The following is a 16755-nucleotide window of genomic DNA, read 5'->3' as shown; positions in this document are numbered from 1 at the left end:
ACCGCCGCTCCTGACGGGCAGATGCGGCAGCCGTTCGGCCGCCACGACGCCCTCCAGGAAGCCCCGCGCCCGTTCGGTACGGGGGTAGACGTCCAGGAGCCGCCAGAAGCGCGGGCCGTGGCCCGGGACGAGCAGATGCGCCAGCTCGTGCAGGAGCACGTAGTCCACGACGTACTCGGGCATGCCCTGGAGTCGGTGGGACAGGCGGATGCTGCCCTCGGCGGGGGTGCAGGACCCCCAGCGGGTGTTCTGGTTGGTGACCCAGCGGACGGACGCCGGGCGGGCACGGCCGCCGAGATACTGCTCGGACAGGTGCGCGGCCCGCTCCGCGAGCTCGCGGTCGCCCAGCATGCGCCTGCTCTCCTGGGCCGCGAGCTTGTTCAGCATCACGTTCACCCAGCGGGCCTCTTCGTCCGCCGACATCCGCGCCGGGATCAGCACGATGGTGCGGTCGCCCTCGCGATAGGCGGACACCGTCCGCCGGCGGCGCGCACTGCGGCGCACCTCGACCGCGCTCTGGCTGGTGCTGTTCAGCGGGTCGGCAGGCACGCCCCGACGTTACCCGTTGCCGACCGGGGAAGTCCCGCCCCCGGCTCGTTCGCCGGGGAATCACCACCGGAGGGCACGGCTTGTATGACTAATTCCCCACCCTGTGGATAACTCACGGCGAGGGCCGGACGGATTGCCGGAAGCTGTCGGCAGTGATCCCGATCGATGCCCGGGAGGGGCACGGGACGGGCACAGGACCGAGTGGCACAGGGGCAGGGGGAAGACGTGCATCCGATGATCAAGCCCGCGCTGCGGCGCGGCTGGCGCGACAGGCAGACGGTGCAGTACGGGGTGACGCCCGCGCACGCGGTGGTCCTCGGCCCGATGAGCGACACCACGGCCGCCTTCATGGAGCTGATGGACGGCACGCGCAGCCTCGACCAGCTCCGCGGGGAGGCGAGCAGGCTGGGCCTGGGGCCGGAGATCCCGGAGAGACTCACGCGACGGCTCGCGCAGGCGGGCGTGCTCGACGACGCCACGGCGGACCGGGCGGCGGCAGCGAGCGTCGGCGACCGGCTGCGGCCCGATCTGGCCTCGCTCGCCGCCGTGCACCGCGAGCCGGGCGGCGGCCTGCGCAGGCTCACCGCGCGGCGCGCGACCCGGGTGCGGGTGCGGGGCGCCGGACGGGTGGGCGCGATGGTCGCCGCCACGCTCTCGGCGGCGGGAGTGGGCCAGGTCGATGTCACGGACGGGGGCGAGGTCGCCCCGTGGGACACCGCGCCGGGCGGCATCCCGGCGGAGTGCAGGGGCAAGCGGCGCGAGACCGCGGCGAGGGGCGTGGTCCACCGGGCCCGCGCCTGGCGGGGCAGGGCGGACGGAGAGGTGGCCCTGACCGTGATCGCCCCGCGCGACGGGCTGGACGCCTATGCCCCCGACCTGGAGGCGTCCGAGCACTTCGTCCAGGCGGGGACCCCGCATCTGTACGGCGGAGTGGTCGAGGGCACGGGCGTGGTGGGCCCGCTGGTGCTGCCGGGGTCGACGCCGTGTGCGGGCTGCGCGTTGCGGGGCCGGGCGGAGCGCGAGCCGAGCTGGCCGCTGCTGGTGGGCCAGTGGCGCACGGCGAGCAGGCGGAGGTCGGGCGTCCCGGCCTGCGACCTCGCGCTGGCGACGATGGTCGCGGGGGCCACCGCGTCGTACGCGCTGAGCTTTCTCGACGGGGACGGCAGCTGCGCCGCGGGGTACCGGCTGCGGTTCTCGCTGCCCCATCTGATGCCGGGGACGGAGCAGTTCACCCCGCATCCGGAGTGCCCGTGCGGTGCCGCTTCGGTGAGCGAGGCACCCGCGCCCTCCGCGAATCATCGAGCACACGCCACAATGACCGAGTAGCCCCCGTCTTCGGTGCTGTCGCCGGTTGAGCTGTCTGGGAGTTGGAGGGACGCATGACTGATCTTCCCCGCAAGGCGGTTACGCGCACGGCCAAGCTGGCCGCACTGCCGCTCGGCTTCGCGGGCCGTTCCGCATGGGGGCTGGGGAAGCGCCTGGGCGGCTATTCGGCGGACCTGGTGGGCCATGAGCTCCAACAGCGCACGGCGGAGCAGCTCTTCAAGGTGCTCGGCGAGCTGAAGGGGGGCGCGATGAAGTTCGGGCAGGCGCTCTCCGTCTTCGAGTCCGCGCTGCCCGACGAGATGGCCGGTCCCTACCGGGCCACCCTGACCAAGCTCCAGGAGGCCGCGCCCCCGCTCCCGGTGCGCACGGTGCACGCGGTGCTGGCCGAGCGGCTCGGCCCGGAGTGGCGGGACCTGTTCGAGGAGTTCGACGACCGGCCCGCGGCGGCCGCCTCCATCGGCCAGGTCCACCGCGCGGTCTGGCACGACGGGCGGGACGTCGCGGTCAAGGTGCAGTATCCGGGCGCGGGCGAGGCCCTGATCTCCGACCTGGCCCAGCTGAGCAGGTTCGCCCGCCTGCTGGGCCCGCTGATCCCCGGCATGGACATCAAGCCCCTCATCGCCGAGATGCACGACCGCGTCACCGAGGAGCTGGACTATGCCCTGGAGGCGCAGGCCCAGCGGACCTACGCGGAGAGGTATGAGGGCAGCCCCGACGTCCTCGTCCCCGACGTGGTGCACCAGGCCGACGAGGTGCTGGTCACGGAGTGGATGGACGGCACGCCGCTGGCCGAGGTCATAGCGGAGGGCACCCAGGAGGAGCGCGACAGGGCGGGGCAGCTGCTGACCCGCTTCCTCTTCTCCGGCACGGTGCGCACGGGCCTGCTCCACGCCGATCCCCACCCGGGCAATTTCCGCCTGGTCACGGACGGGCACGAGGACCCGGAGTGCTGGCGCCTGGGCGTCATGGACTTCGGCACGGTGGACCGGCTGCCCGACGGGCTGCCGCCGATCATCGGCAGGGCCCTGAGGATGACGCTCGACGGTGAGGCGGACTCCGTCTATGAGCTGCTGTGCGAGGAGGGTTTCGTCAAGGAGTCCATCGATCTGGAGCCGGAGAGCGTCCGGGAGTATCTGCTTCCGATCATCGAGCCCGCCGATGTCGAGGAGTTCGCCTTCAGCCGGGAGTGGATGCGCAAGCAGGCGGCGCGGATAGCCGACCCCCGCTCCCCCGCCCACCAGCTCGGCAAGCAGCTCAATCTGCCGCCCGCGTATCTGCTGATCCACCGGGTGACGTTGAGCACATTCGGGGTTCTCTGCCAGCTCGGGGCCTCGGTGCGGATGCGGGAGGAGCTGGAGACCTGGCTCCCGGGCTTCGCCCTCGACGAGGCGGAGCTGACGTCGGAAGAGATCGAGCCCCCGCAGGAGCATTCGGCCTGACGCCGGAGCGCAACCGGCCCTGACACCGGAGACGGGCCGAGCGCAGGAGACGGGCCGAGCACGGGCAACGGCCCTGCCGCGAGGAGCGGTCCGATACCGGAAACGGCGAGGGGCCGGGGCTGTGGGCCCCGGCCCCTCGGACCAGTCGCTGTCGGCCATCCTCGCCGGCAGTCACTGCTGGCAGTCACCACGAGCAGTCACTGTCGGCTGTTGCCGCGGTCGGTCACTGCATCACGGCCATGGCGAGCGCGCGGCGGGCGCGCAGGGTGGCCCGCTCGGCGCGGCGCTGGAGACGGCGGGCGGCCGCCACGCGCAGCGCCTTCCGTTCGGACTCGGCCTCGTGCAGCCGTTGCTGCAGATGGGCTCGCGCCAGGGTTTCTGGCAAGAGTTGCATGTCTCGGTTCCTGTTCTGACGCATGGTCGTCGCGTCGGATGCCGCGTGTGCGGAAGTGTCGAGTGTGGGTGTCATCGTCTGGACCTGCTTCGGAAGGTGGCGCGTCCATGGGTCGCGCGCCGACGGGTTGTCGATCGTTCCGGCCGCCGGGCGGGCGGCCGTCCCTTGCGGGTGCGGGCTCATGCCGACACCGGGTTCTTGCGGGGACGGCCACGCGGCCGCTTGCGCGGTACGACCACGCCCTGAACAAAGAGCTCGCCGCCCCAGACACCCCAGGGCTCACGACGGTCCTTCGCCCCGGCGAGGCAGGCCTCGCGCAGGGGGCAGGTCTGGCAGAGGGACTTCGCGTACTCGACGTCGGCCGGGGACTCCGCGAAGAAGACCTCCGGGTCGTACGAACGGCAGGGAACGTCGACGCCGAGGCGCTCGATGGCGTCGTCGAGCTGGGTGAGGGTGGTGAGCGGGGCGGTCAAGGAGTCCTCCGTGGTGGCATCGGGCGGCAGAGAAGGCGCGGGGCGCAGCGTCTGGGTGTGCGTCTCGGAGTGCACTGTCGGTTCTTCCTCGTCTGTCGGTGTCTGTTGTCTTGTCGGTCCGGCTGGTGGCCGGTCGGGGCAAACAGAAGGGCCGCGGATCCCGGTGTGGGTTCCGCGGCCCTGGAAGGTGCCGACCTGATCTCGCCGATCAGGCTGGATCTCTCCAGGGTTCGAGCCCACGGAAGGCCCACATCGTGTGGCGCTGCGTCTTCTGGCGTCCTTCGCCGGCACCCGTGGCCGCGGAGGCAAAGGCATAGGTGGAGACCTGTGCCCGCGCTGCTGCTACCGCGAGTGCCTTGATCGGTCGCTCATTGCCGCCGAGGTTGGCGCCGGACACACCGGTGCCACGGAGGCTGGCGCCGGGCAGGCAGGCGGAAATGACCGAGTGATCGGTCATTTTGATCTTCGTGATGATTGCGCTCACTGGTCTCCGCCTCCTCTCGGCGTCTCAGGGGACCGGCCGGGGCCGGTCCTGGGATGTTCAGAACTTAGTACAGCATGGAAGTGGGTGAAGCGAAAAGGCCCGCCCTCTCCATGTTCCGGAAGGCTATGAGGCTCCGGACGGCGGGCGCAAACTATTTTTCTCAGGTCTCTGTCACAGCTTCGCGACCGAGCTCCTCCCCCGCGCACAAGGCGAGGACATCTGCCCCGAAACGCTCCAGTTTGCGGCTTCCCACGCCGGAGATGCGGGCCAGCGCCGCGTCGTCCCCCGGCACGTTCTCCGCGATGGCGAGCAGGGTCTTGTCGGTGAAGACGCAGTACGGAGGCTGCCCGAGCTGCTTGGCCTGCTCTGCGCGCCAGTCGCGGAGCCGCTCGAACAGCGCCTCGTCCAGGTCCGAGGGGCAGTCCTCGCAGCGCATCAGCTTCAGCTCGCCCGGATCGGTCATCGTGCGGCCGCAGACCCTGCACCGCGCGGGGCCCCTGGGCCTGCGCGCACGCGGCCTGGCGGGACCGCGGTCGATGCCGCCGCCACCGCCCCGCGCCCGGGCCGCCGCACCCGCGGAGCCGGGCCTCAGCCCGTCCAGGAAACGGCTCGGACGGCGGCCCGCGCGGCCGCCCGGCGAGCGGGCGAGGGCCCAGGAGAGCGTGAGGGTGCGCCGGGCGCGGGTGACGCCGACGTAGAGCAGGCGGCGCTCCTCCTCGATCTGCTCGTCCGTCTTCGCGTAGGTGATAGGCATCACACCCTCGGTGAGGCCGACGAGGAAGACGGCGTCCCACTCCAGGCCCTTCGCCGAGTGGAGGGAGGCGAGGGTGACGCCCTCGACGGTGGGGGCGTGCTGGGCGTTGGCCCGCTCGTCCAGCTCGGCGACGAGGTCCCGCAGGGTCGCCTCGCCGCGTGCGGCGGCGAAGTCGCCCGCGAGGCGGACCAGCGCGGCGAGGGACTCCCAGCGGTCGCGGACGGCCCCCGAGCCCGCCGGGGGCTCCGGGGTCCAGCCCTTGGTCGCGAGGACGGCACGGACCTGGGAGGGCAGGTCCACGGCGTCGTCGAGCAGCGAGTCGTTCCCCCCGGCGCGGGCCGCGCCGCGCAGGGCCACCCCGGCCTCGCGGACCTCGGGACGCTCGAAGAAGCGCTCGGCGCCGCGCAGCTGGTAGGGCACCCCGGCGTCGGCGAGGGCCTGCTCGTACACCTCCGACTGGGCGTTGATGCGGTAGAGCACGGCGATCTCTCCGGCGGAGACGCCCGAGTCGATCAGCTCGCGGATGCGGCGGGCGGTGCCCTCGGCCTCGGCGGGCTCGTCGGCATACTCCGCATAGGCCGGTTCGGGGCCCGGGTCGCGCTGGGAGACGAGCTCCAGGCGGTGCTCGGCGGCGCGGCCGCGGGCCTGGGACAGCAGCCCGTTCGCCAGGTGGACGACCTGGGGCGTCGAGCGGTAGTCCCGCACGAGCTTGACGACGGTGGCCTCGGGGTGGCGGGTGCGGAAGTTGAGCAGATGGTCGGGGGTGGCCCCGGTGAACGAATAGATCGTCTGGCTGGCGTCGCCCACCACGCAGAGGCTCTCGCGGTCGCCGAGCCACAGCTCCAGCAGGCGCTGCTGGAGGGGGCTGACGTCCTGGTACTCGTCGACGACGAAGTGCTGGTACTGCCCGCGGACCGTGTCGGCGATGTCGGGGCGGTCCTGGAGCACGCCGACGGTCAGCAGCAGCACGTCCTCGAAGTCGATCACCGAGCGCTCGCGCTTCATCTGCTCGTACAGCCCGTAGATCCTGCTGATCTCGGCGGGGTCGCGGGGGGCGTCGCGGGAGGACTTCGCCACGGCGGCCGGATAGTCCTCGGGCACGGTCTGGGTGACCTTGGCCCACTCGATCTCGCCGGTGACGTCCCGCAGCTCGTTCCTGTCGAGGCGGACGCGGCAGCGCGCCGCGGCCTCGGCGACGACCTGGACCTTCCGCTCCAGGAGCTGGGGCAGCTCGCCGCCGACCACGCGGGGCCAGAAGAACTGGAGCTGGCGCAGCGCCGCGGAGTGGAACGTCCTGGCCTGGACGCCCGTGGCGCCGAGCTGGCGGAGCCTGCCGCGCATCTCCCCCGCGGCGCGGTTGGTGAACGTGACGGCCAGCACACTCGCGGGCGGGAGGATGCCCGCCCGGACCCCGTAGGCAATCCGGTGCGTGATCGCTCTCGTCTTGCCGGTGCCCGCGCCCGCCAGCACGCACACCGGTCCGTGCAGGGCGGTCGCCACCTCGCGCTGCTCGGGGTCGAGGCCTTCGAGCACGGCGTCGGCCGAGTCGGGAACCCGGGGGAAGAGAGTGGAGTCCGTTGCTGCTGTCACCCCGCCATGCTGCCAGTTCGCCCGGGACGGCCGAGTACGTTGTCCACAGCCGGTCCGGGATAGTCGTATCAATGCCCCTGGGGCCGGGGAGGACCGGTCGGCGCGTGGCGGGAATGGTGCGCCGCTGACGCGCGTTCTCCTGGAGCACTCACCGAGCATGAAGGAGCAGGAGACAGATGGCGGGCACTGTGACGATGTACAGCACCACGTGGTGCGGCTACTGCCGCCGCCTGAAGGGCCAGATGGACCGCGAGGGCATCGCGTACACGGAGATCAACATCGAGCACGACCCCGAGTCGGCGGACTTCGTGGAGAAGGCGAACGGTGGCAACCAGACTGTCCCCACCGTCCTCTTCGAGGACGGCTCCACGCTGACCAACCCCTCCCTGGCGCAGGTCAAGGAGAAGGTCGGCGTCAGCGCGTAACCCAGTCAGCGCTCGACTCAGACGCGCCGGGGCGTCGGAAGCGGCTCCCCGTACCAGCGCTCGACCAGACGGGCCGCGATCGAGATGCCCGCGGGAGGCAGCACCTCCCCGGTCTCGAACGCGGCCCGCAGGTCGTCGCGCGAGAACCAGCGGGCTTCCTCGATCTCGTCCCCGTCGACCTGGATCTCGGGTGAGGTCGCCCGCGCCATGAAGCCGAGCATCAGGCTGGAGGGGAACGGCCAGGGCTGGCTCGCGACGTACTCGACGGGCCCGACGGCGACGCCCGCCTCCTCGGCGACCTCGCGGCGGACGGCGGCCTCCAGGGACTCCCCCGGCTCCACGAAGCCGGCGAGCGTCGAGAAGCGCCCCTCGGGCCAGTGGACCTGGCGGCCCAGGAGCGCGCGGTCCTGGTCGTCGGTGACGAGCATGATCACGGCCGGGTCGGTCCGCGGGTAGTGCTCGGCGCCGCAGGCGGGGCAGCGGCGGATGTGCCCGGCGGCGGCGATGACCGTACGTTCGCCGCAGCGGGAGCAGAAGCGGTGGGTGCGCTGCCAGTTCTCCAGGCCGATGGCGTGCACCATCAGCTCGCTGTCGCGCTCGGAGAGCAGTACGCCCGCCTCGCGCAGGCCCGCCGCGCGCGCGATGTCGTCCATGCGCCCGGGCAGCGAGTCCTTCTGGAGCGCGAAGTAGCGCACGCCGTCCTCGTCGATGCCCAGGAAGTAGCGGTGGGCCTCGGTGAACGGGGCGTCGAAGGAGGGCATCATCACCAGCTCGGTGGTGCCGTCCTCCTTGTCCTCGATCATCGCCTGCCCGCCGGAGACCACGAAGACGCGCGTCGTCGGGTGGCTCCACGCCGCCGCGAGCCACGCCTCGTCCAGCCGGTGGTGGGAGGCGCGGTCGATACCGCCGGTGCTGGTGAGGGTGATGGGACGGTCAGCGGTGGCGCCCGAGTCGCCGGTGGTGCCGGTGGTGCCGGTGGTGCGTTCGGTCGAGGTGGTCACTTCGGCTTCCTACTCCCCCTGTGGTCAGGTGTGTCAGGACTCGGCGTTCTCGGACGGTTCCGCGGGGTTCCAGTGCTCCGCGAGGTCTCCCCACAGATACGCCGCGGTCTCGACGCCCTTGAGCAGCAGGTCCAGTTCGACTTTCTCGTTCGGCGCGTGCCAGCCGTCCGACGGGATCGAGATGCCCAGGAACAGCACGGGCACCCCCAGGACGTCCTGGAGATCGGCGGCGGGCCCGGAGCCGCCCTCCCTGGTGAAACGGATCCGCTCGCCGAAGGCGCGCCCCATGGCGCGGGCGACGGACTGGAGCGCCGGGTGGTCCAGCGGCGTCAGACAGGGGCGGGTGGCGCCCCAGAAGGTGATCTCGTGCCGGATCCCGGCGGGAAGGGAGGCGGCGACCCACTCGCGGACGGACTGCTGGATCTTCTCCGCGTCCTGTCCGGCGACCATGCGGAACGACAGCTTGAGCTGGGCGCTGGACGGCACGATCGTCTTGCCGCCCGGTCCCTGGTAGCCGCCGCCGATGCCGTTCACCTCGGCCGTGGGGCGTGCCCAGATCCGCTCCAGCGTGGTGTGGTCCCGCTCGCCCAGGGCGGCGTGCGAATGGGCCGTACGGAGCCACGCGTCCTCGTCGAAGGGCAGCTCGGCGAGGAGGGCGCGCTCCTCGTCCGTCAGCGCGACCACGCCGTCGTAGAAGCCGGGAAGGGTGACCCGGCGGTCCTCGTCGTGCAGCGAGGCGGCCAGCCGGGCGGCCTCGGTGGCCGGGTTGGGGACGGCGCCGCCGAAGGAGCCGGAGTGGATGTCCTGGTCCGGGCCGTACAGATCGATCTGGCAGTCGGTGAGGCCGCGCATGCCCGTGCAGACCGTCGGGGTCTCCGCCGACCACATGCCCGTGTCGGACACGATCGCCGCGTCGCAGGCGAGCCGGTCGGCGTGCGCCCGTACGAGCGCGGGGAAGTGCGGCGAACCGGACTCCTCCTCACCCTCGATGAGCAGCTTCAGGTTGACGGCGGGCGCGCTGCGGCCCGTGGCGGCCAGGTGCGCGCTCACGCCCAGGGTGTGGAAGAACACCTGCCCCTTGTCGTCGGCGGCGCCGCGCGCGTACAGCTTCCCGTCGCGCTCCTCCGGCTCGAAGGGCTCGGAGTGCCAGCCGTCCTCCCGGGAGGCGGGCTGCACGTCGTGGTGCCCGTAGACCAGCACGGTGGGCGCTTCGGGGTCCCCGGAGGGCCACTCGGCGAAGACGGCGGGCAGGCCGTCCGTCTCCCAGATCTCGGCGACGGGAAAGCCCGTCCCCTTGAGCTTCCCGGCGAGCCATTCCGCACTGCGCCGCACGTCAGGGGCGCGCTCGGGGTCGGCGGACACGGAGGGGATGCGCAGCCATTCCGCAAGGTCCGAGAGGAATCCGGAACGCCGCTCTTCTATGAAGCTCCGGACAACGCTGTCCGGGGCCGCCGGGGTGATGCTCATGCCGTCGAGCCTATCGGGCGGAGAAAACTCCCTCCGCATCCGGCCGCTCGCCCGACAGCAGTCTCTCCAGCTCGGCGCGGTCCGGCAGCGCCTCGGGACGGACCAGCTCGCCGCTGCGTACGTACAGGAACCCGGCGCTCACCGCGCTCAGCGGAACGCCCTCCCGCTCGGCCCACGCCAGCCGGTAGACGGCGAGCTGGAGCGGATCGGCGTCCTGCCCCCGGCCGGTCTTCCAGTCGACGATCTCGTACGTCACGCCCTCCGGCCCCTCCTCCCGGTAGACCGCGTCGATACGGCCGCGGACGATCCGTCCCGCGAGATTCAGCTGGAAGGGCGCTTCGATGCGGTAGGGGGTGCGACGGGCGTACGGGGTGCGCTCGAACGCCTCCTTGAGCGCCGTCAGGTCCCGCTCGTCCGCGATCCGCGGCGGCTCGCTGCCGTCCGCGCCCTCCCCGTCGGCGCCCGGCAGCTCCTCGGGGCCGAGCAGGGGCAGCGTCACCTCCTCGAAGCGGGACTCGACCCAGGCGTGGAACCGCGTGCCCCTGCGGGCGGCCTCGGGGCGCGGCGGGCGGGGCATCGGACGGGCCAGCTCGCGCGCGAAGCCCTCCGGGTCGGCGGCGACGCGCAGCAGCTGCGAGGCCGTCAGCGAGGCGGGCAGCGGGACGTCCCGTACGGTCGCGCGGGAGCGGCGCAGCTCCCCGGCGAGCGCGTCGAGGTCCCGGTCCCAGGCGGCGGCCAACCTGGCCTCCTCAGAGGTGAGCCCGTCGGCCGGACCGTCCTCCTCTAGGGACTCCTCTCGGGCCTCCTCTCGGGCCTCCTCCTGGGCCTCGGCCCCGTCCTCCGAGTCCTCCAAAGAGGCCGGTTCGAGATGGGCGAGCACCCGGGACGCCGCCTCGCGGCGCAGGGCGAAGGCGTCCGGGTCCAGGGGCAGCGGCCAGACGCGCTCCTCCCCGTCCTCCTCCAGCGCGGGGTTCAGCGCGTCCTTGGCGGGCGGCTCCGTCCAGTGCTCGACCTCTCCGTGCGCCGGGTCGGCCTCGCAGTGGGCCCGCAGCGCCTCCAGGAACGCGGAAGGGCCGCGCGGGCGCTTCTGCGAGGGGCCCCACCAGTGGCCCGAGCCGAGCAGCATCGTGCGGGGGCGGGTGAAGGTGACGTAGCCCAGGCGCAACTCCTCGGTGGCCTGGTGGTCGCGCAGGGCCGTGTCGTGATCCTGGAGCCCCTTGGCGCTCCACGCGGGCACCCCGGGCAGGGTCGCCGCGTCGCCCCGCAGCTCCGTGGGGAGCACCTTCGCCTGGGTCAGCCAGCTCTCGCGGGCCTGCTCGCTGGGGAACTGCTTGGCGACCAGTCCTGGGACGGCCACGACGTCCCATTCCAGGCCCTTGGACTTGTGCGCGGTGAGCACCTTCACCGTGTTCTCCCCGCCGGGAAGGGAGCTGTCGAGCCCCTTCTCGTACTGAGCGGCGGTGCGCAGGAAGCCCAGGAAGGCCAGCAGGGTCGCCTCGCCGTCCAGGGAGGCGAACCCGGCGGCGATGTCCAGGAAATTGCCGAGGGTCTCGCGGCGGCGGGCGGCGACGGCGTGCGGGGAGGCGGAGAGCTCGACCTCCAGCCCGGTCACGGACAGGACCCGGTGCAGGACGTCCATCAGCGGGTCGGCCAGTGAGCGGCGCAGCTCGCGCAGCTCGGCGGCGAGCCGCGCGAAGCGCACCCGGGCCTCGGGGGAGAACGGCAGCTCGTCCTCGTACCCGTCGGCGTCCAGGAACGTGTCCAGGGCGTCGGCCAGCGAGCTGATCTCGGCCGGGTCGGCGCCCTCGACGGCGGCGGCCAGCCGTACGTCGGGGTCGTCGTCCAGCTCGCCCCTCTGGTGCCGTACGAGCAGCCTGGCGCGCCGTCCGAGCAGCGCGAGGTCCCGGGGGCCCGTGCGCCAGCGCGGGCCCGTCAGGACGCGGACCAGCGCCGCGTTGGCCGTCGGGTCCTGGAGGACCTCGCAGACGGCGACGAGGTCGGCGATCTCGGGGAGGTGCAGCAGCCCGGAGAGGCCGACGACCTCGACGGGGACGTCCCGCTCGACGAGCGCGCCCTGGATCTCCGCGAAGTCGGCGGCGCCCCGGCACAGCACGGCGATCTCGCCGGGCGGCGTGCCCGTACGGACCAGGTGCGCGAGGGAGTCGGCGAGCCAGGCGATCTCCTCCGCGTGGGTCTCCAGCAGCGCGCAGCGCACCAGCCCCTCGCGCTCGGCCCCGGGGCCCGGGCGGAGCGCCTCGACGCCCTCGTGGCGGGCGCGGAGGGGCTCGGCGAGCCCGTTGGCGAGCTGGAGGAGCCTGCCGCCGCTGCGGCGGTTCTCGCTGAGCGAGAAGCGGCGGGCCGGGGTGCCGTCCGTCGAGGGGAAGTGGCGGGGGAAGTCGTCCAGGTTGGCGACGGAGGCGCCGCGCCATCCGTAGATGGCCTGGCAGGGGTCGCCGACGGCGGTGACGGCGTGGCCCGTGCCCTCGCCGAAGAGCCCGGCGAGCATGACCCGCTGCGCCACGGACGTGTCCTGGTACTCGTCCAGGAGGACGACGGAGAACTGCTCGCGCAGGGCCCGTCCGACCTCCGGGAGGCGGGCCAGCCGGGCCGCCAGGGCGATCTGGTCGCCGAAGTCGATCCGCTCGTGGGCGCGCTTACGAGCGCGGTACTCCTCGACCAGTCCGGTCAGCTCGTCGCGCGCGAGGGCGGCCTGCGGGATCTTGCGCAGCTTGTCGTTGGTGAGCCGGACGCCCTCCAGCTCGTCCAGCAGCCGCGCGGTGTGGGCGCGCAGCTCGCCGGGCTCCGTCAGGTGCTCGGCCAGCTCGCCGTCGAGCGCGAGCAGGTCCTCGACGAGGGCGCTGAACGACTTGGTGAGCGCCTCGAAGGGGCCGGGCGCGGCCCGCAGCACGTTCGCCGCGAGCTGGAAGCGGGTGGCGTCGGCGAGCAGCCGGACGGTGGGTTCGAGGCCGAGGCGCAGCCCGTGCTCGGTCAGCAGCCGCCCCGCGAACGCGTGGTACGTCGAGATCTGCGGCTCCCCCGGCGCGTGGTCGGGGTCCGCCGGGTCGGGGTCCGTCAGGCCCGCGCGGGCCAGCGCCTTGCGCACCCGCTCGGCCAGCTCGCCCGCCGCCTTGTTGGTGAACGTCAGGCCGAGGACCCGCTCGGGCGCGACCTGTCCGGTGCCGACCAGCCAGACCACGCGGGCCGCCATCACCGTCGTCTTGCCGGAGCCCGCGCCCGCCACGATGACCTGCGGGACAGGCGGTGCGGTGATGCAGTCCGTCTGCTCCGGGGTGAACGGGATGCCGAGGAGCTCCTTGAGCTGCTCGGGGTGGGTGAGCTGTGCGGGCACCCGAGAGACGTTAGCCCCCGTCTCTGACAGCGGGGTCCGGGGGAGCCGTTCTCGTCCGGGCGACGGACGGGACGGTCATTCGACGATGTGACGCCCTTCCGGCCGCGCCGAGCAGACGCGCCGGAAGGCGCACTGGGAGCAGTGCTGGCCGGGCGAGGGCGTGAAGCGCTCGTCCAGGACGCGTCCGGCCGCCGTCGCGAGCAGCTCGCCGACCCATTCGCCCTTGTCGCCCTGGGGCGACTCCTCCAGGGGCTCCTGACGCTGGACGACGGGCAGGGTGTCGCCCCCGTCGCGTTTGGGTGCGCCCTGGCGCAGGTGGACCAGCTCCGCGCCCCCCGCCGGGGGACGCCGCCCGCCGAACAGGGAGTCGGCCGCGCCCTCCCGCATGGCCAGCTGGTAGACGGCGAGCTGGGGATGCTCGGTGACCTCGGCGGCGGTGGGACGGGCACGGCCCGTCTTGAAATCGACGACATAGGCGCGTCCCTGGGCGTCGGTCTCGACGCGGTCCATGCTGCCGCGGATACGGACGGTGTGTTCGCCCGCCTCCAGGGTGACGTCGAAGTCGTGCTCGCTGCCCGCCGTCTCACGGCCGTCGCGCTCCATGACGTGCCAGCGCAGGAAGCGCTCCAGGGCGGCGCGCGCGCTCTCCTTCTCCTGGAGCGACTTCCAGGGCGCGTCGAAGGCGAGCCCCTCCCAGACGGAGTCGAGGCGCTCCATGAGGACGGACAGGTCGGCGGGGGTGGTCCCGGAGGCGACCTCGTCGGCCAGGACGTGCACGACGTTGCCGAAGCCCTGGGCCGCCGTCGCGGGCTCGTCGGCCTTGACCTCGCGGCCCAGGAACCACTGGAGCGAGCAGGTGTGCGCGAGCTGCTCCAGCGCGCTGCCGGAGAGCGCCACCGGGCGGTCGGGCTCGCGCAGGGGGACTTCGGAGCGCGTCGGCTCGTACAGGCCCCACCAGCGGTCCGGGTGCGCCGCGGGGACGAGTTCGTGCCCCTCGTCGTCCTGGAGCGCCGCGAGGCGGGCCAGGCGGCGCGCCGCGGCCTCGCGCAGCCCGGGCGAGGCCGCGGGGTCGACCGTCGTGGCCCGGAGCTCGGCGACGAGCGCGGGGACGGACAGGGGGCGCCGCGGCCTGCCGGTCACCGCGCGGGGCTCGACGCCGAGTTCGCTCAGGAAGCGGGAGGGCTGGTCACCGTCCTCGGCCTGCGACTGTACGGCCGTGACGACGAGGCGCTCCCTGGCGCGGGTCGCCGCGACGTAGAAGAGCCTGCGCTCCTCGGCGAGCAGGGCGCCCGGCGGGAGCGGTTCGGCGAGCCCGTCGCGCCCGATGCGGTCGGCCTCCAGCAGGGAGCCGCGGCGCCGCAGGTCCGGCCACAGCCCGTCCTGCACACCCGCGACGACGACGAGCCGCCACTCCAGCCCCTTGGAGCGGTGCGCGGTCATCAGCCGTACGGAGTCGGGCCGTACGGCACGTCCCGCGAGGGTGTCGGCGGCGATGTCCTGGGCCTCCAGCTCCTCCAGGAAGTTGAGGGCGCCCCGTCCTCCGGTGCGCTCCTCCGCGCGCGCCGCCACCTCGAACAGGGCGCACACGGCGTCCAGGTCGCGGTCCGCGTTGCGCCCCGCCGGGCCGCCCCGGCGGGCCGCGCGCTCCAGGCGGCCCGGCCACGGGGTGCCGTCCCAGAGCAGCCACAGGGCCTCCTCCGCCGTGCCGCCCCCGGCGAGCAGCTCGCGGGTCTTGCGCAGCAGGAGGCCGAGGCGCTGCGCGCCGCGCGCGTGGCCTGGCCCGCCCGGGGCCGTGGGGGACGGCTCGTGCGCGACGAGCCGCTCGGGCTGGGCGAGCGCCTCGGCCAGCAGGACGTCGGAGGGGCGGGGCACGGCGGCGCCCGCCGCGCGCTCCTCCTCGCGCAGCGCGCGCCCCAGGCGGCGCAGATCGGCCGCGTCCATGCCGCCCAGCGGCGAGGTGAGGAGCGTCAGCGCGGTCTCGGTGCCGAGGGTGCTCTCCACCCCCTCTGAGGTCTCCTCGCCCTCGGCGGGCTCCCGGACCTCGGCGGTCTCCGCCGCGGTCCTGAGCGCGGTCAGCAGCGGCGCGACGGCGGGCTCGTGGCGGAGCGGGACGTCGTCGCCGTCCACGTCGACGGGGACGCCCGCCGAGGTCAGGGCGCGGCGCGTCGACGGGAGGCTGCGGCCGCCCGCGCGGACCAGCACGGCCATCTCGCTCCAGGGGACGCCCTCTTCGAGATGGGCGCGGCGGAGCAGGTCCGCGACATTGTCCAGCTCGGCGCCCGGCGTCGGGTACGTGCAGACCTCCACCCGTCCGCCGGGCCGGGTCGGCGTGAGGGCACGGTGGGCCCGTACGGCCTCGGCGGGCAGCCGGGTGAGCGGCATACGGCGGGTCAGCTCGCGGGTGGCCGTCAGCAGGCGCGCGCCGGAGCGGCGCCCGGTGCGCAGCACCTCCACGGGCGCGGGGGCGCCCGAGGCGCGCGGGAAGGCGCGCGGGAAGTCGAGGATGCCGTTGACGTCGGCCCCGCGGAACGCGTAGATCGACTGGTCGGGGTCGCCGAAGGCCACCAGGGTGCCGCCGTCGCCCGCGAGGGCCCGCAGCAGGCGCACCTGGGAGGGGTCGGTGTCCTGGTACTCGTCGACGAACACCGCGTCGTACGCCCCGCGCAGCTCCGCCGCGATCCGCTCGTCCTCCGCGAGCAGCACCGCGCGGTGCACGAGTTCGGCGTAGTCGAGCATCCCCTGGGCATCCAGCACGTCCAGGTACTCGGCGAGGAATCCGGCCGCCGCGCCCCAGTCCGGGCGGCCGGTACGGCGGGCGAAGGCGGCCAGCGCGTCGGGCCCCAGGCCCAGTTCCCTGCTGCGGGCGAGCACCGCCCGAACCTCGTCGGCGAAGCCGCGCGTGGTCAGGCAGGCGCGCAGCTCGTCGGGCCAGCGCACTCCGGCGCGCCCCTGCTCCTCCAGGGCGAGCTGCCCTTCGAGCAGCTCGCGGATGTAGAGGTCCTGCTCGGGTCCGGTCAGCAGCCGGACCGGGTCGGCGAACAGGTCGGCCTCCTGGTGCGCCCGCACCAGCCCGTAGCAGTACGAGTGGAAAGTCGTCGCCCTGGGGGCACTCGCGCGGGGAGGCGCGGACAGGCGGGCGGCCATCCGGTCGCGCAGCTCGACGGCGGCCTTGCGGCTGAAGGTGAGCACCAGGATGCGCTCCGGGTCCCCGCCCGCGCGCACCCGTGCGGCGACGGCCTCGACGAGCGTCGTCGTCTTGCCCGTGCCGGGTCCCGCCAGCACGAGGAGAGGCCCCGCGGAATGGTCAACCACGGCGCGTTGAGCTGCGTCCAACGCAGGGAGACGGACCGGCTCCGGGGGAGTGCGCACCAGTCGGTACGCACCCGGTTCCGGGGCCTGCCGCCGCGTGTCGGACGGGATGGAGGAACTCACGTGGATCGCCTAGGGGAGGGTCTGTGCAAGGTGGTACAGACGCTACGCCCGCGAGCACACGAGTCGCAGCGC

General features: G+C 73.6%; 11 protein-coding genes and 1 pseudogene. 3 read left to right on the top strand and 9 right to left on the bottom strand.

The annotated features are described in order from the left end of the window. Positions 1–15: 15 nt before the first annotated feature. Positions 16–549, bottom strand: a pseudogene (locus tag ACGF3A_RS04470) (M48 family metallopeptidase); the annotation flags it as partial. Positions 550–783: 234 nt separating this feature from the next. On the opposite strand from ACGF3A_RS04470, the gene ACGF3A_RS04465 reads away from it, so the two are divergent. Beyond that, complete coding sequence (locus tag ACGF3A_RS04465) at positions 784–1875, top strand: ThiF family adenylyltransferase (RefSeq protein ID WP_393727137.1); 1092 nt, start codon at positions 784–786, stop codon at positions 1873–1875. A gap of 53 nt (positions 1876–1928) precedes the next feature. Then, positions 1929–3314 (top strand): ABC1 kinase family protein, encoded by a 1386-nt coding sequence (locus tag ACGF3A_RS04460; RefSeq protein WP_393725662.1) that lies wholly within the window; start codon positions 1929–1931, stop codon positions 3312–3314. A gap of 223 nt (positions 3315–3537) precedes the next feature. Here the strand turns inward: ACGF3A_RS04460 and ACGF3A_RS04455 are convergent, their stop codons facing one another. The 4 genes from ACGF3A_RS04455 to ACGF3A_RS04440 all read right to left on the bottom strand — a co-directional run bounded on the left by ACGF3A_RS04455 (position 3538) and on the right by ACGF3A_RS04440 (position 6952). Continuing rightward, positions 3538–3891 (bottom strand): hypothetical protein, encoded by a 354-nt coding sequence (locus ACGF3A_RS04455; protein WP_393725661.1) that lies wholly within the window; start codon positions 3889–3891, stop codon positions 3538–3540. Beyond that, positions 3888–4256, bottom strand: a complete 369-nt coding sequence (locus ACGF3A_RS04450) for a WhiB family transcriptional regulator (protein WP_393725659.1) — start codon at positions 4254–4256, stop codon at positions 3888–3890. Before ACGF3A_RS04450 ends, ACGF3A_RS04455 begins: the two co-directional genes overlap by 4 nt. A 133-nt stretch (positions 4257–4389) precedes the next feature. After that, entirely contained in the window at positions 4390–4665 is a 276-nt protein-coding gene (locus ACGF3A_RS04445; protein ID WP_393725658.1) for a hypothetical protein, read from the bottom strand. 160 nt (positions 4666–4825) lie between these two features. Continuing rightward, positions 4826–6952: an ATP-dependent DNA helicase UvrD2 gene (locus ACGF3A_RS04440; protein ID WP_393727135.1), complete on the bottom strand. Its 2127-nt coding sequence runs from the start codon at positions 6950–6952 to the stop codon at positions 4826–4828. 233 nt (positions 6953–7185) lie between these two features. Here ACGF3A_RS04440 and ACGF3A_RS04435 point away from each other — a divergent pair, with 233 nt between their 5' ends. Beyond that, positions 7186–7434 (top strand): mycoredoxin, encoded by a 249-nt coding sequence (locus ACGF3A_RS04435; RefSeq protein ID WP_393725656.1) that lies wholly within the window; start codon positions 7186–7188, stop codon positions 7432–7434. A gap of 17 nt (positions 7435–7451) precedes the next feature. Here ACGF3A_RS04435 and nudC read toward each other — a convergent pair whose 3' ends face one another. The 4 genes from nudC to ACGF3A_RS04415 all read right to left on the bottom strand — a co-directional run bounded on the left by nudC (position 7452) and on the right by ACGF3A_RS04415 (position 16689). Then, positions 7452–8435 (bottom strand): NAD(+) diphosphatase, encoded by a 984-nt coding sequence (gene nudC, locus ACGF3A_RS04430; protein WP_393725654.1) that lies wholly within the window; start codon positions 8433–8435, stop codon positions 7452–7454. Between the two features lie 33 nt (positions 8436–8468). Continuing rightward, positions 8469–9902 carry a dipeptidase gene (locus ACGF3A_RS04425; RefSeq protein ID WP_393725652.1) on the bottom strand — a complete coding sequence of 478 codons (1434 nt, stop codon included), beginning with the start codon at positions 9900–9902 and terminating at the stop codon, positions 8469–8471. A 10-nt stretch (positions 9903–9912) separates the two neighbouring features. After that, entirely contained in the window at positions 9913–13251 is a 3339-nt protein-coding gene (locus ACGF3A_RS04420; protein ID WP_393725650.1) for a UvrD-helicase domain-containing protein, read from the bottom strand. A gap of 75 nt (positions 13252–13326) precedes the next feature. Then, the gene (locus ACGF3A_RS04415) at positions 13327–16689 is read right to left on the bottom strand and encodes an ATP-dependent helicase (protein WP_393727133.1); all 3363 of its coding nucleotides are present in this window, start codon (positions 16687–16689) and stop codon (positions 13327–13329) included. Positions 16690–16755: the final 66 nt, after the last annotated feature.

It is taken from the genome of Streptomyces sp. NPDC048172 (assembly GCF_043202595.1).
In the GTDB taxonomy this organism is placed as follows: Bacteria; Actinomycetota; Actinomycetes; order Streptomycetales; family Streptomycetaceae; genus Streptomyces.
This window is presented reverse-complemented; position numbering and strand designations above follow the sequence as displayed.